The sequence below is a fragment of the Pseudonocardia sp. Cha107L01 genome (assembly GCF_052566575.1).
In genome coordinates, this window is sequence record NZ_CP199579.1 from 2,713,636 (window position 1) to 2,727,176 (window position 13,541).

12 protein-coding genes and 1 pseudogene are annotated in these 13,541 nt (G+C 73.2%); 3 read left to right on the forward strand and 10 right to left on the reverse strand.

The window, feature by feature from the left end; genetic code table 11:
* Positions 1 to 55: 55 nt before the first annotated feature.
* The 3 genes and pseudogenes from ACTXG6_RS12950 to ACTXG6_RS12960 form a co-directional block, all read right to left on the reverse strand.
* Positions 56 to 1,996 (reverse strand): heavy metal translocating P-type ATPase, encoded by a 1,941-nt coding sequence (locus tag ACTXG6_RS12950; RefSeq protein WP_445188027.1) that lies wholly within the window; start codon positions 1,994 to 1,996, stop codon positions 56 to 58.
* Positions 1,997 to 2,090: 94 nt separating this feature from the next.
* Positions 2,091 to 2,318, reverse strand: a pseudogene (locus tag ACTXG6_RS12955) (hypothetical protein); the annotation flags it as partial.
* Positions 2,302 to 2,589 (reverse strand): DUF1490 family protein, encoded by a 288-nt coding sequence (locus ACTXG6_RS12960; protein ID WP_445188028.1) that lies wholly within the window; start codon positions 2,587 to 2,589, stop codon positions 2,302 to 2,304. The gene ACTXG6_RS12960 and the pseudogene ACTXG6_RS12955, both read right to left, overlap by 17 nt.
* 242 nt (positions 2,590 to 2,831) lie before the next feature.
* Between ACTXG6_RS12960 and ACTXG6_RS12965 the strand changes: the two genes are divergently transcribed.
* On the forward strand, positions 2,832 to 3,434 hold the full coding sequence (locus ACTXG6_RS12965) for a TetR/AcrR family transcriptional regulator (RefSeq protein ID WP_445188029.1): 603 nt from the start codon (positions 2,832 to 2,834) through the stop codon (positions 3,432 to 3,434).
* Between the two features lie 148 nt (positions 3,435 to 3,582).
* Here ACTXG6_RS12965 and ACTXG6_RS12970 read toward each other — a convergent pair whose 3' ends face one another.
* Both ACTXG6_RS12970 and ACTXG6_RS12975 read right to left on the reverse strand, forming a co-directional pair.
* Entirely contained in the window at positions 3,583 to 3,840 is a 258-nt protein-coding gene (locus ACTXG6_RS12970) for a hypothetical protein (protein WP_445188030.1), read from the reverse strand.
* Positions 3,833 to 5,410, reverse strand: coding sequence for a PspC domain-containing protein (locus tag ACTXG6_RS12975; protein WP_445188031.1), 1,578 nt, complete (start codon positions 5,408 to 5,410; stop codon positions 3,833 to 3,835). Before ACTXG6_RS12975 ends, ACTXG6_RS12970 begins: the two co-directional genes overlap by 8 nt.
* A 189-nt stretch (positions 5,411 to 5,599) precedes the next feature.
* On the opposite strand from ACTXG6_RS12975, the gene ACTXG6_RS12980 reads away from it, so the two are divergent.
* Together ACTXG6_RS12980 and ACTXG6_RS12985 are read left to right on the forward strand one after the other, a co-directional pair.
* The gene (locus tag ACTXG6_RS12980) at positions 5,600 to 7,027 is read left to right on the forward strand and encodes an ATP-binding protein (RefSeq protein WP_445188032.1); all 1,428 of its coding nucleotides are present in this window, start codon (positions 5,600 to 5,602) and stop codon (positions 7,025 to 7,027) included.
* Entirely contained in the window at positions 7,024 to 7,725 is a 702-nt protein-coding gene (locus tag ACTXG6_RS12985) for a response regulator (RefSeq protein WP_445188033.1), read from the forward strand. Before ACTXG6_RS12980 ends, ACTXG6_RS12985 begins: the two co-directional genes overlap by 4 nt.
* Before the next feature lie 668 nt (positions 7,726 to 8,393).
* Here ACTXG6_RS12985 and ACTXG6_RS12990 read toward each other — a convergent pair.
* The 5 genes from ACTXG6_RS12990 to ACTXG6_RS13010 form a co-directional block, all read right to left on the reverse strand.
* The gene (locus ACTXG6_RS12990) at positions 8,394 to 10,118 is read right to left on the reverse strand and encodes a serine/threonine-protein kinase (RefSeq protein ID WP_445188034.1); all 1,725 of its coding nucleotides are present in this window, start codon (positions 10,116 to 10,118) and stop codon (positions 8,394 to 8,396) included.
* Positions 10,119 to 10,151: 33 nt separating this feature from the next.
* Positions 10,152 to 11,819 carry a hypothetical protein gene (locus ACTXG6_RS12995; protein ID WP_445188035.1) on the reverse strand — a complete coding sequence of 556 codons (1,668 nt, stop codon included), beginning with the start codon at positions 11,817 to 11,819 and terminating at the stop codon, positions 10,152 to 10,154.
* 149 nt (positions 11,820 to 11,968) lie between these two features.
* The gene (locus ACTXG6_RS13000; protein WP_445188036.1) at positions 11,969 to 12,706 is read right to left on the reverse strand and encodes a PIG-L deacetylase family protein; all 738 of its coding nucleotides are present in this window, start codon (positions 12,704 to 12,706) and stop codon (positions 11,969 to 11,971) included.
* Between the two features lie 79 nt (positions 12,707 to 12,785).
* On the reverse strand, positions 12,786 to 13,103 hold the full coding sequence (locus tag ACTXG6_RS13005) for a hypothetical protein (protein WP_445188037.1): 318 nt from the start codon (positions 13,101 to 13,103) through the stop codon (positions 12,786 to 12,788).
* Positions 13,104 to 13,154: 51 nt separating this feature from the next.
* Entirely contained in the window at positions 13,155 to 13,481 is a 327-nt protein-coding gene (locus tag ACTXG6_RS13010; protein ID WP_445188038.1) for a chorismate mutase, read from the reverse strand.
* Positions 13,482 to 13,541 lie beyond the last annotated feature (60 nt).

Consider the following 13,541-nt stretch of genomic DNA (forward strand, 5'->3'; position numbering starts at 1 on the left):
CCGCACAGAGGTTGGAACGTGTGTGCGGGGCGCAGCCGGTCTGTGCGAGCGGAGTTCAGCGGGCGCTGTCCACCCGGTAGCGGATGAGGCGTGAGCTGTTGCCGACTACGGCGACCGAGGACGCGTTGTGCAGGATCGCGGCGACCACCGGCGACATCGCGCCCGCCGCGGACACCGCCAGCCCGGCGGCGTTGACCGCGATGGACAGCCCGTAGTTCTGTCGGATCAGCCCGACACTGCGCCGGCCGAGGTCGCGCAGCTCGAGCAGGGTGCGCAGGTCGTCGCCGGCCAGCGCGACGTCGGCGGTCTCCACCGCGACGTCGGTGCCGCCGACACCCATCGCGATGCCGATGTCGGCCAGCGCGAGCGCGGGCGCGTCGTTGGTGCCGTCGCCGACCATGGCCACCGTGTAGCCCTCGGCCCGCAGCGCGCGCACCACGTCCTGCTTCTCCTCGGGCAGAACCTGGGCGCGGAACTCGTCGATGCCCAGCTCGGCGGCCACCGCGGCGGCGGTCTCCGGGTGATCACCGGTGAGCAGCACGATCCGCTTGACCCCGTCGGCGCGCAGCGCGTCGAGTACCGCGCGCGACTCCGGACGCACCGTGTCGCGCAGTGAGAGCAGACCGACCAGCGTGCCGTCCACGGCGAGCAGCAGCGGCGTCTCGGTGGCCCGCTGCAGCCGGCGCACCCAGTCGGCCGCGCGCCGGCTGACCGGTACGCCTTGGCGGCGCAGCAGCTCCCGGGAGCCGATCAGCATGGTGCGGCCGTCCTTGAGCACCCGCATGCCCTGCCCGAGCAGCACCTCGCACTCCTCGTGCGGCGGGATCTCGATGTGGCGTTCCTCGGTGGAGCGGATGACCGCCTGGGCCAGTGGGTGCCGGGAGTGGATCTCCGAGCTGGCCGCGTAGGCGAGCACCTGCTCCGGGGTCCAGTCGTCGTCGAAGGACACCACGTTGGTGACCACCGGGCGGCCCAGGGTGAGCGTGCCGGTCTTGTCGAACACGATCGCGTCGACCCGCCCGGCCGCCTCCAGGTGCGCGCCGCCCTTGATCAGGATGCCGCGCCGGGCGCCGTTGCCGATGGCCGCGCTGATCGCGGTCGGGGTGGACAGCCCCACCGCGCACGGGCAGGCCACCAGCAGCATGGTCATCGCCCGCCGGACGTCGCGGGTGACCAGCAGGGTGAGCCCGGCGAGCGCGAACGAGGTGGGCACGAAGCGGCGGGAGAAGTTCTCCCCGACGGTCTGGATCGGCGCCCGGTCCTCCTGGGCCTGCTCGACGCGCGCGATGATCCGCCCGATCGCGGTGTCCCGGCCGACCGCCGAGGCGCGGACCACCAGTCGCCCGCGCAGCAGCACCGAGCCGGCGTGCAGCTTCGCGCCGGGCGCGACCGTGATCGGCAGCTGCTCGCCGGTGATCGCGGCCTGGTCGACGACGCCCTCGCCGTCCACCACCACGCCGTCCACCGGGAGCACCACGTGCTCGTGCACGACGACCTCGTCGCCGATCACCAGCGCTTCGATGTCCACCTCGACCTCGATGAAGTCACCCTGATCGGCACCCTGATCGGCACCGTGATCGTCACCCTGATCGGCACCGTCACCTTCGGCGCAGGTGGTGCGGACCCAGGTGCGGGTCTGGGTGCCGGTGAGTAGTTCCGAGATCGCCCGGCGGGAGCGGCGCAGGGTGAGGTCCTGGAGGTACTCGCCGATGTTGAGTAGCCAGAGCACGGTCAGTGCGACCACGTTCTCCCGCAGCACCAGGCTGGCCACGGTGGCGGCCGACACGAGCGCGTCGGTGCCGGCGCCCCGCCCGCCGGCCAGCGACCGCAGCGCGCCGCGCAGGAACGGGTAACCGGTGAAGATCGTGACGCCGGTGGCCACGGTGCGGCTGGTGGCGCCGAGAATGGGCGGGCGGCGCAGCCCGTAGCGGCGGAACCCGAGCGCGGCCAGGGCGGCACCACCGACGACGAGGCGGACCAGATCGCTGGAGTGCACGTCCGCCGAGCGCGGGGTCCGTGCAGCGGTGGCCTCGGGGGTCGGCGCCGAGTCCCTTGCCGATGGCTTCGGTCAGCTCGGTGCGGTCGCAGCGCTCCGGGTCGTACCAGACGACGACGTTGCCGGTGCGCGGGTAGGCGTGCACCTGGCGAACGCCCGCGACGGCGTCCACCGTGTCCTCGACGGCTACGGCCAGAGCCGGGCTCCCGAGCAGCTCAGGGGTGGCGAAGCGGACCCGGCCGGCGGCGTCGGACACGATCCGCGGCGGACTGCCGCCGGTCCGCTCTAGGGCGCTGCCGGTTGTGTCAGCGTCCGTGGCCATGATCAGCCGAGGTGCCCGAACTGGGCGGCGGCGTCTGCTCGCCGATCCGGCCGCGGGCCTCGCTGACGATATCGGAAGCGGCCAGTCGGGCCTTCTCCGCGCCCACCTCGGCGGCCCGCGCCCCGCGTAGCCCCCAGGAGGTGACCGCGACGGCCGTGCTGTGCAGCACCTGGCTCTGGGCGACCTTCTTGACGCCCTCCAGCGCGGCGGCACCGGCGAGGCCGGTGACCACGATTCCCGCTGCCTTGCCGACGAACGCGCCGACTATCACGCCGAACCTCAGTGAACTCCGGGCGACAGCTCGGGAACGTCGAAGTGGCCGGCCCCCGCAACTGCCGCGTGATCACAGTGGTAACCGTCGGGGTGATCCTGTCCGAACAAGCCTCTCAACGTGCAAAGTTGACTATCTGAGTAGTCACCCGACTGGAAGTTCGAGCACGGACTAGTCGGTAGGCCGATCTCCAGCGGTCGACTGTTAATATCCGCGGAACTTCGGGGAAGAAGTTGGTGGATATGTCCGCGCATCAGGTGGTGCCGGTTCCGGGCGGCGCGCCGAGCGGCCGGGAACGGGTAGAACGCGCGGCCTATGACCTGTTCAGCCGGCGTGGGGTCCGCGCCGTCGGGGTCGACACGGTCATCAGTGAGGCCAACGTCGCCAAGATGACGCTGTACCGCAACTTCGACTCCAAGGACGAGCTGATCCTGGCCTTCCTGCGGCGTCGCGAGCTGCTGTGGACGAACGGCTGGGTGCGCGCCGAGGCCACCCGCCGGGGGAGCACCCCCACGGAGCGGTTGCTGGCCATCTTCGAGATCTTCGACGAGTGGTTCCACGAGCCCGATTTCGAGGGCTGCGCGTTCATCACGACCATGTTGGAGTTCGCCGACCGGGACAGCTCGGTGCGCCAGGCCAGCGTCGCCCACCTGGCCGAGATCCGCGGCTTCCTGCGGGAACTGGCCACCGATGCCGGCGCGGCGGATCCGGACAGCTTCGCCCGGCAGTGGCACATCCTGATGAAGGGCTCCATCATCGCCGCCGGCGAGGGCGACACCGAGGCGGCCATGCGGGCCCGGGAACTGGGCGTCCTGCTGCTGCGCGAGCGAGGCCTCACCGACTGACCCGGTACTGATGGGGCTCGCACAGACCGGGTGCCACTCGCACAGACCGTGCAAGGTCTGTGCGGCATGTACCCGGTCTGTGCGAGCCGGTTTCGGGGTGAGCCCGGGTTCGGGGTGAGCCCGGTTCGGGGTGAGCCCGGTTTCTGGGTCAGCGGTTACGGGGTGGGCGCACGCTGGCGGCCAACAGCAACAGTCCGACCAGCACCGCGGCCCCGGCGAGCAGCCAGCGCGGGTCTAGCAGTGGCAGCGGCGGCGTCCACTGGAACAGCGCCATGCACGCCGCAACGATACTGATCAACCCCATCAGCAGGGTGAGCACGTCCGGGCCCCGGCGCGCTCGTCCGGCGGCGGGTGAGCCCGGCCGCGGTGCCGGCTGATCCCCGGTTCGGTAGCTCGGTTCAGCCACGGTGCACCTCCACCTGACCGGCCCGGACAGTGACGTCGAGCTCCAGCTGCGGGGACAGGGCGCCGGCCGGGTCGGTGACCGTCACATCCGCCGCCGGGCCCTGACCCCGGCCGCGCTGGCCAAGACAGTCCACGTCACCGACGTCGGCGTGGCAGTGCACCCGCACGGTCAGGTTCGGCGGCAGCAGCACGGTGGCCTGGCCGGCCTCAAGGCCGACCACAGTGCGCACCGTCGCGGCGGCGCCCGGCGGCGCCGGAGTGCCGGGTGCCGGGACGACGGGGACCGCCGGCGGCGCCGCCGCCGGGGCGCCCGGAACCGGGGCACCGGGTACCGCGGGGGTGCCCGCGACCGGGGCACCGGGTACCGCCGGGGTGCCCGCGACCGGGGCACCGGGTACCGCCGGGGTGCCCGCGACCGGGACACCCGGCGGCGAGGGCGTGCCCGGAACCGGGACACCCGGTGCCAAGGGCGTGCCCGGAACCGGTGTGCCCGGTGCTGCCGGCGGCCGCGCGGCGAGCGGCGTGAGGTTGAGGCCGCGTAGGTCCAGGGTGACCTCGCCGAGGGTGCGCCGGTAACTGGGCGCGAGTTCGGCGAGTGTGGTCGGGGCGGCGCGCAGCTCGCCGGCACCCTGCCAGCGGTGCACCGGGACGGCGGTCGCCGCGTAGCTGACCAGCACCAACGGGATGGCCACCGCGATCAGGCCGCGGCCGGTGTGCCGGAACGCGCCGAGCACCAGGCCGAGCCCGAGCACCGCGAGCATCACGCCGATGATCAGCCGGACACCGCCGAACCCGCTGTCAGCCAGCACGATCGCGCCGGTGACCCCGCCGGCGAGCAACGCCAGTCCGATGGTGGCCGCCGTCAGCACCGAGCGCCGGCGGTCCGGGACCTGTGCGGGGGCCGCGCCGGGCTCGGGCAGGTCCCAGGCGAACGGGGCGGCGCCGAGCGGATCCCAGGCGGGTGGTTTCGGTTGCTCAGCACCGGGTGGCAGGTCGGCCCGGGACCCGCTCGACGCCACCGGCGCCGGGTGCACCGCCGTTGAGGTCGACCCCACCGCGCCGGGCGACCCCGCGCCGCCCGCACCGGGGACCAGACCGGCCGGGTCGGCGGCCACCGCCGCCTCACCGACCTGACCCGACGTCGTCGCGCCGGCGGTGAGCCCGCGCTCGCTCCTGCTCTGATGCAGCACATAGAGCAGCCCGCCGAGCACCGCGAGCCCGACGAGCACCCCCGGGTCACCACTGAGAAGCGACCCGGCGCCGGCAAGCGCGGCCACGATGGCGGCGATCAGCACCAGCGGGTGCACCGCGCCGCCGCGGCGGACGAACGGGCCTCTCGGTGGGTCGCCCGGGTCGGGCGGCAGCGACACCCAGGCCAGGAGGTAGAGCAGGATGCCCACCCCGTAGAAGGCGGCGACCACAAACGCGATCCGGACCAGTACCGGGTCGATGTCGTAGCGGCGGGCAATGGCGGCGGCCACCCCAGCGATCTTGCGGTCGCCCTGGCGGCGCCCCGGGCGGGTCTGCCAGATGGCATGCAGCGTGGCGCGGGGCTCGGTGGTCGGACTCATGTGGTCCACCTTCCGGTCGGGCGCGGCATGGTCACATCGGGGCGGAACCCGGAGGTGCCCCTGAGTCTGCCACCGCCCGTCAGGGGCCCGGCCCCGACGCACCTCCGGGTCTACCCCGATGAATACCGTGCCGGTCCGTGTGAACATGGTCGTCGTGAGCACCCGACAACCGCGTGGGGCGGACGCTGCATGAGCAGTGACAACCCACCTACCCAGACACCCGGTGCGGGGCCGCCCGGCCCGCCCGCCCCGGGGCTGGCGGGCGCCGCTGCTGCCCACCCCACACCGGCGGCCCCCGCACCGGGACCGGGCGGTGCCCACGCCGCCGCGGCCCTCGAGCGGGTACCGCTGCGCCGGCACCGCTCGGGCCGGATGGTGGCCGGGGTGGCCGGCGGCATCGCCGAGCACCTGGGCGCCCCGGTGCTCTGGGTGCGCGCCGGGTTCACCGTGCTGGCCGCGCTGTCCGGCGCGGGCGTGCTGGCCTACGGGCTGTGCTGGATGTTCATCGCCCAGGAGGACAGCCGCCGGCTGCGTGTGGTGTCGGCGCGCGAACGCCGGCAGGCACTCGGACTGGCCGCGATCGGGCTCGGCGTGGCGATCGCGGCGTCGGCGGCCGGGGACACCCTGGTCGGTTGGTTGGCCGGTCCGCTCGGGGTGGCCGCGGTCGGCGTCGCCCTGGTGTGGCGGGAGGCCGACGAGACCCGCCGGCGACGCTGGGCGGCGGCCGGGCGCAGCGGCGTTGTCGGTGGTGGGGGCAAGGCCGCCGCGGTCCGGGTGCTGGCCGGCGCGCTGTTCGTGGCCGGCGGCCTCACCGTGTTCCTGCTCGGCCGCCTGGACCTGGGGCAGCTGCAGTTCGGGGTACTCGCGGTGCTGGCCACGCTGGTCGGCGTCGCGGTGCTCACGGTGCCGTTCTGGGTGCGGTTGTCGCACGAGCTCAGCGAGGAGCGGCGGGAGCGGATCCGCGGCGCCGAGCGTGCCGAGATCGCCGCCCACCTGCACGACTCGGTGCTGCAGACACTCGCGCTGATCCAGCGGCAGGCCGAGCAGCCCCGTGAGGTGCGCCGGCTGGCCCGGGGCCAGGAACGTGAGCTGCGCACCTGGCTGTACGGCCCGACCGGCTACGGGCAGGTGGGCTCGCCGCCCGGTGCGGCCGGCACCCCAGCGGCCAGCACGGTCGCCGAGGCGATCACCTCCGCCGCCGCCGAGGTGGAGGACACGTACGCGATCGCGGTACACCCGGTGGTGGTCGGCGACTGCGCGCTGGACGAGTCGCTGGCAGCCCTGGTGCAGGCCAGCCGGGAGGCGATGGTGAACGCCGCCAAGCACGCGGAGGTGGGCGAGGTCAGCCTGTACGCGGAGGTGGAACCGGACACCGTGCACGTGTTCGTGCGGGACCGGGGAGTGGGGTTCGACCCGGCGGCGGTACCGGATGATCGGCACGGCCTGGTCGACTCGGTACACGGCAGAATGGGCCGGCATGGCGGGGCGGCGTCGCTGCGCAGCTCACCGGGGGAGGGCACCGAGGTGCACCTGGAGATGCCGAGGGGTCGGGCGCTGGAGCCGGCTCGGGGCACCGAGGGCGGCGCGGAGCCGAGCAAACGACAGGGAGCGTCATGACTGAGCAGACCCAGACCGACAGTGCGGCCGGCGCCGCCGACGGTCCGGCCCGGATCCGGGTGTTCCTGGTCGACGACCACGCGCTGTTCCGCAGCGGGGTGCGCGCCGAGCTGGACACGGTTGCCGACGACGTCGAGGTGGTCGGCGAGGCCGGCTCGGTCGCCGAGGCGGTGGCCGGCGCGCGGCACTACCGCCCGGACGTGGTGCTGCTGGACGTGCACATGCCGGACGGCGGCGGGGCCGAGGTGCTGCGCCAGGTCCGCAAGGAGCTGCCGGAGATGGTGTTCCTGGCGCTGAGCGTCTCGGATGCCGCGGACGACGTGATCGCGGTGATCCGGGCCGGTGCGCGGGGTTACGTGACCAAGACGATCTCCGGGCGGGAGCTGGCGGACGCGGTGCGCCGGGTGCGCGACGGGGACGCGGTGTTCTCGCCCCGGCTGGCCGGGTTCGTCCTCGACGCGTTCTCCGACCGGCCGGGTGCCGCGCCGCCGGTGGATCCCGAGCTGGATCTGCTGACCCCCCGGGAGCGGGACGTGCTGCGGCTGCTGGCCAGGGGCTACGCCTACAAGGAGATCGCCGCCGAGCTGTTTATCTCGATCAAGACGGTGGAGACGCACGTGTCCTCGGTGCTGCGCAAGACCCAGCTGTCCAACCGGCACGAGCTGTCCCGCTGGGCCTCCGACCGCCGTCTCGTCTGACCTCGGCTGGGCCGGCCAGCCCCGTTACCGAGCTGCACGACAGGCAGGTCGTGGTGCGCTGGAGCCTGCTTGTTGTGTAGTTCGGTGACGACAGGCAGGTTGTGGTGCGCTGGAGCCTGCTTGTTGTGTAGTTCGGTGACGACAGGCAGGTCGTGGAGTGCTGGAGCCTGCCTGTTGTGTAGTTCGGTGACGACAGGCAGGTTGTGGAGTGCTGGAGCCTGCTTGTTGTGTAGTTCGGTGACGACAGGCAGGTTGTGGAGTGCTGGAGCCTGCTTGTTGTGTAGTTCGGTGACGACCGGCAGGTCGTGGAGTGCTGGAGCCTGCTTGTTGTGTAGTTCGGTAACGACAGGCAGGTTGTGGAGTGCTGGAGCCTGCCTGTTGTGTAGTTCGGTAACGACAGGCAGGTCGCGGTGCGCTGGAGCCTGCCTGTTGTGTAGTTCGGTAACGACAGGCAGGTTGTGGTGCGTTGGAGCCTGCTTGTTGTGTAGTTCGGTAACGACAGGCAGGTCGTGGAGTGCTGGAGCCTGCCTGTTGTGTAGTTCGGTAACAACAGGCAGGTCGCGGAGCGCTGGAACCTGCCTCCTGTGTAGTTCGGTAACAACAGGCCGCTGCCGGCGGTCCGTGGGCACGCGCCGGGCCGGGCCGCTGGCCGGGATCGCCGGCCCGGCTCAGCCGCCGAAGTTGTCGATCAGCCAGCCGCCGTCCGGGCCGGGGACCAGCGCGATGCGCTGGGCCACCGTCCGGGACTCGCCGTCGGTGGCCTGCAGCCGCACCTGGGCGCGGACCGTCCGGGTCGGTGGCGACACCGCCGCGCTGATCAGCTGCACCCCGCTGAACCCCTGCCAGTAGCTGGTGAAGGCGGCCTGGCCGCCGAGCTGGTCGTGAGCCCGCTGGCTGAGCCGGTTCCACGCGGCCTTCGGGTCGCCCGGCAGCAGCGCGTAGTAGCTCCGCGCGGCGGCCTGCAGCTCGCCGTCGGAGGCGGGTTCGGCCGGAGAGCTGGCGGAGCTGCCGGTCGGGTCGATGCCGACCTCCGGCCGGTTGCCCAGGGCGATGGTCGCGGACAGGGTGGCGGTGAGGACGGCCGCGATCGCCAGCCCGGCGATGACGATCCGGCGGTGCGCGGCGGGCTGCGCCGTGCGTCGGTGCGGGCCCGGGCCCGGCAGCCGCGGCAGCACACCGGAGACTCGCGCGCCCGGCGTACCGGCGGTGCTGTGCAATGCGGCACGGCCGGTCCCCGCCCGGTGGGCGGCGCGCCCGGTGCCGGCGACCCCGGTGCCGGCGACCCCGGTGCCGGTGGCCGCGACACTCGAGGGCCCGCCATCCGGCAGCCCGGCACCCGGCAGCCCGGCACCCGGCAGCCCGGCACCCGGCAGCCCGGTGCCGGGGAGTCCGGGGCTGGCGAGCCCGGCGAGCGCGCCGCCGACCGGGTCGCTCTCGACCAGGGTGGGGCCCGGTCCTGAGGACGACGGTGTCGAGGTGCCGGACCGGTCGCCGCTGCGCGGCGGTGGCACCTGGCCCGGCTTGCCGGTGTTGTTCGCCGCGTCCAGGAGCAGGGCCCGAGCCTGGCTGGCGTCCGGGCGGCTGGCCGGGTCCGGATCCAGCAGCTGGACCAGCGCGGAGGTGAGCCGCCCGGCCTGCGCCGGCGGCCTGATCTGGCCGGAGGCGACCACGTGCAGTTGGGTGAGCGGGTTGTCGCCGACGCCGAACGGCGGCAGGCCCTCGACGCTGATGTAGAGAGTGGCGCCCAGGGAGAACACGTCGGCCTCCGGCGTGGGCGGTGCGCCCCGGGCCACCTCGGGCGCGAAGTAGTCCGGCGTGCCGGTGAGCACGCCGGTCTGGGTGACGGTGATGTCGCCGGACGCCCTGGCGATGCCGAAGTCGGCGAGCTTCACGGTGCCGTCCGCGGAGAGCAGCACGTTGCCCGGCTTCACGTCGCGGTGCACGATGCCGACCCGGTGCGCCGCGTGCAGCGCGTCGGCCAGCTGCGCGCCGATCCGAGCGGCCGCTCGGTCGGTGAGCAGACCGTCCATGCTGAGCACGGTGGCCAGACTGCGCGCCCGGAGGTACTCCATGACCAGCCAGGGCTCGCCGTCCTGCATGGTCACGTCGTAGATGGCCACCGCGTGCGGGTGCTGCAGCCGGGCCGCGATGCGACCCTCGCGCAGGATCCGCTGCCGAGCCTCCGACGCCTGCCGCAGGTCGAGGCCGGGCTCCAGGACGACCTGTTTGAGCGCGACCTGCCGGCTCAGTCGCAGGTCGGTGGCCAGCCAGACCGCGCCCATGGCGCCGACCCCGACCTGGGTGAGCAATCGGTACCGCTCGGCGACCAGCAGCCCCGGATGAGCTAGCGGAACGGTCGCCGCCGGCCAGCTGGGCCAGTCAACGTCTGCCACTTCTGTGGTCCCCTCGGATGGCGGCGGCCGCCGTCAGTGCCCGCCGAGCAGGCCGCCGAGCAGCCCACCGCCGTGGCTCGAGCCGTGATCCGAGCTGTGGCTCGAGCTGTCGGATTCGGAATCGGAGTCGCGCGAGGACGACTTCCTGTCGCTGGAGCGCGACGAGCTCCCCGAGTTGTTGTCATCGTCGTTCTTGCCGGACCGGTCGGCGGACTTGCTGGAGGACCTGCCGCTGTCCTGGTCCGAGGCGTGCTTGCCCGACCTGCCGGACTCCGACCTGTCAGCCGCCGACCTGTCAGCCGCCGACCTGCCGGACTCCGACCGGCTGGACGACGAGTCGCTCGACGCCCTGCCGGTGCTCGCGGCGTGTTTGCCCGTCCTGGCCGGCCCGCTGGCCTCACTGGGCCCGCCGCCGAGCAGCGAGCCGACAACCCCGGTCACCGAGCTCACCGCGTTGCCGAGCGAGTCGGCGGGCTCGATCGGCTTGGTCAGGCTGCTCAGCGCGTCGCCGGCGGAGGAGTTGCTGTCCTTGGCGCCGGTGGACCTCGCGCCGGTGGACCCGGCGCTCACGGACTTCTCGTTCACGGACTTCTCGCTCGATCGGTGGCTGCCGCCGCTGTGGGCGCCGGTCAGGCCGTCGGTGGCGCCACTCACGCCGCCGAGCAGACCGCCGAGCAGTCCGCCGACGCCGTGGTCGACGGTGCTGCCCAGTGCCTTCGTGGTGCCCGACACGGTGGACCCGAGGCCCTGCACGAGCGGCCCGACGACCGGGACCGGAAGTGCCGCGCCCACCGAGCTCACGGTGTCACCCAGGCCGCCACCGACGCCACTCACCGTGCCGCCGAGCGCCCTGGTGGTTGCCCGGCCGACCGTGCCGACCGCACCCACCGTGTTGTCGACCGCGCCGCCGAGTACCCGGGTGGTGTCGGTGACAACGCCTCCGACGCCGCTCAGCAGCGGGCTGACGACCGGCACGTTTAGCGCGTCGGCCACACCCGAGACGGTGCCAGCCAGGCCGCCGCCGACGCCGCTCACCACGTCGTCGACGACGCCACCCACGGCCCCGCCGGCAGGAGCACTGCTACTGCCGGTCGCGGGGGCCGCCGTGGCGGGCGCGGGTGTCACCGGGCCGACACCGGGCGCGATCGTGGTCGGCGCCGCCGGGGCCAGCGTGCCCTGGCCGGGCGACGGGAGCAGCCGTGTGGGGTTCACCGGCCCGGCCGGCGTGGGGAACGCCAACGGGGTGATGTTGGGGATCGACCCGCCCGCGAGGCCGCCGTTCAGTCCCGCGATGCCACCTCCGAACGGCGAGCCGGGGCCGCCGAAGATGCCGTTCTCCGGGTAGCCGCCGTCCAGCGCGCTCGAGCCGGCCGGGCCGGGCACCGTGTGCCCGAGCAGCGCGGCGGCGCCGGCGAGCGACCCCACCGCGAGCATGGCGCCGGCGGAGGTGGCCAGCTTGCGGCGGGGGGAGGAGGACAGGCCGACGAACGCCCGCTCCAGGCGGGGGTCGAGCGGGCGTTGCCGGCCGTCGGGTCCGGCAACCTCGCGGCGGATCAGTGCGCCGACGGAGACCGCCGTGCGGGCGCCGGGGGAGCGCCCGTCCTGGGTGCCAGCCGATCCGGGTCGTCGGCCGAGAAGATCAGCGACGGTAACGACGGACCGGATGGGCTGACCACCGCGCTGGGGAGCGAAGTCTGCCACGTTGGTGAGTCCTCCTGGGGGATGAAGCGACCCCTGATGTTTACCGGACAGTGACGGGGGCGGCCAAGTGCTACTCAACCGCTCACCGTCACTCACCTGAGTGGCCTAGACACCGCTTGCAGATGATTACCAACCGCTCATCTTGATGTTCAACTGAGGACGACAACCTGGAAGACTTCCGCCGCTCGGCCCAGGGGCAGGTCGTGACGCTCGGCGAGCTGTCGACCCCATCCCCTGATCCGGTCATCAAGATCATCCAGGTGGGCGGTCTGGGATCGGTGCGACCGCAACGCGGCGAGTTTGCTGTCGAGGGTGTCGGTGATGTCCACGATGTGGTTCTGCCGTTCGTCGGGCGCGGCCATCAGCCACAGCTCGGGCACCGTCCAGGCGTCCAGCCCCTCCTCGGCGAGCAGCTCGGGGTGGGCGAACGGGTTGCGCGCGTCCGGGTAGACGGCGGCCAGCGCGGCTTCGCCGACCGCCCGGTGGTCCGGGTGCGAGGCGCCGATCCGACGCCACCAGATCTCCGGTGACGCGGTGAGCACCCGCTGCGGGCGGAACCGGCGGATCTGCCGGGAGATGTCCCTGCGCAGTTCGATGCTGGGGGTGAGCCGGCCGTCCGGGTAGCCGAGAAAGGTCACGTCCCGGACCCCGAGCTCCGCCGCGGCCGCGCGCTGCTCGCGCTCCCGCAGCACGGCCATCTGGTCCCTGGGGGTGTCGTCGAACCCGCCGGCGTCACCGGAGGTGCACACGCAGTAGGCGACCTCGATACCGGCCTTGGTCCAGGACGCGACGGTGCCGCCGGCGCCGAAGTCCACATCGTCCGGGTGCGCCGTCACCACCAGGGCGCGTTCGATGTTCGATCGGGGGCGGACCGCATCGCTACTCATGGCGCTCACGAAACCGACATTACGTCGATGTCCGGCCGGTGCCCTGCTCAGCGACAGCGCGGGCGTGACCCCGGACCGGTCAGACGTCACCCCGGAAATGGTGCCGGGTGCTCTCCAACGCACGGTAGCCGGCCACGCCGCTGCCACCGCCGAGCACCAGCCCGATCAGGTCCGGGAACATCCCGCCGGAGGTGCACAGCAGGCCGATCAGGGCGATGACGGCGAGCACGGCGGCCGTGGTCCGTTGGCCGCGCACGTACTCCAGCGCGGCCCCGCCGGAGACCCCGCGCTTGGTCGCGGCCGAGGACAGCATGGCCAGGTAACCCGCGTTGCCGACGGTGACCACCAACCCGAGCAGTGCCACCAGGAAAGCGACGAATCCGAACACGGTACCCATGGGATTCACAGTGCCACAGATCCGGTCGGTGGCGGCGCGACGGGCCGGGGGTCAGGCGCGACCCAGCCGGCCCCGGCCGAGGCGCAGCAGCAGCATCCCCAGCTCGCGGCCTTCCGGGCCGAGGTCGCGGAACCGGGCCAGCACGGCCTGCTCCCGGCTGAGCACGATGCGCGGGCCGCCCTCGGCCCGGCGGATGGCGCCGATCTGCTGGGAGACCTCGCTGCGCCGCAGGATCATCCGGAGGATCTCGGCGTCCAGCCGGTCGATCTCCTCGCGCAGCTCGGTGATGTTGTCCGAAGGCGGCAGCGCCTCGGCCGAGGCGGTCGAGGCGGCCGACTCACGGCTGGCCGGTGTACCTGTGCTGGTGGGGCTGGTCACGGTTCCTCCTGTGGGGCGACTTGACGGCCCGGTGGGCTCGGACTCGTGACGTGCCATGTC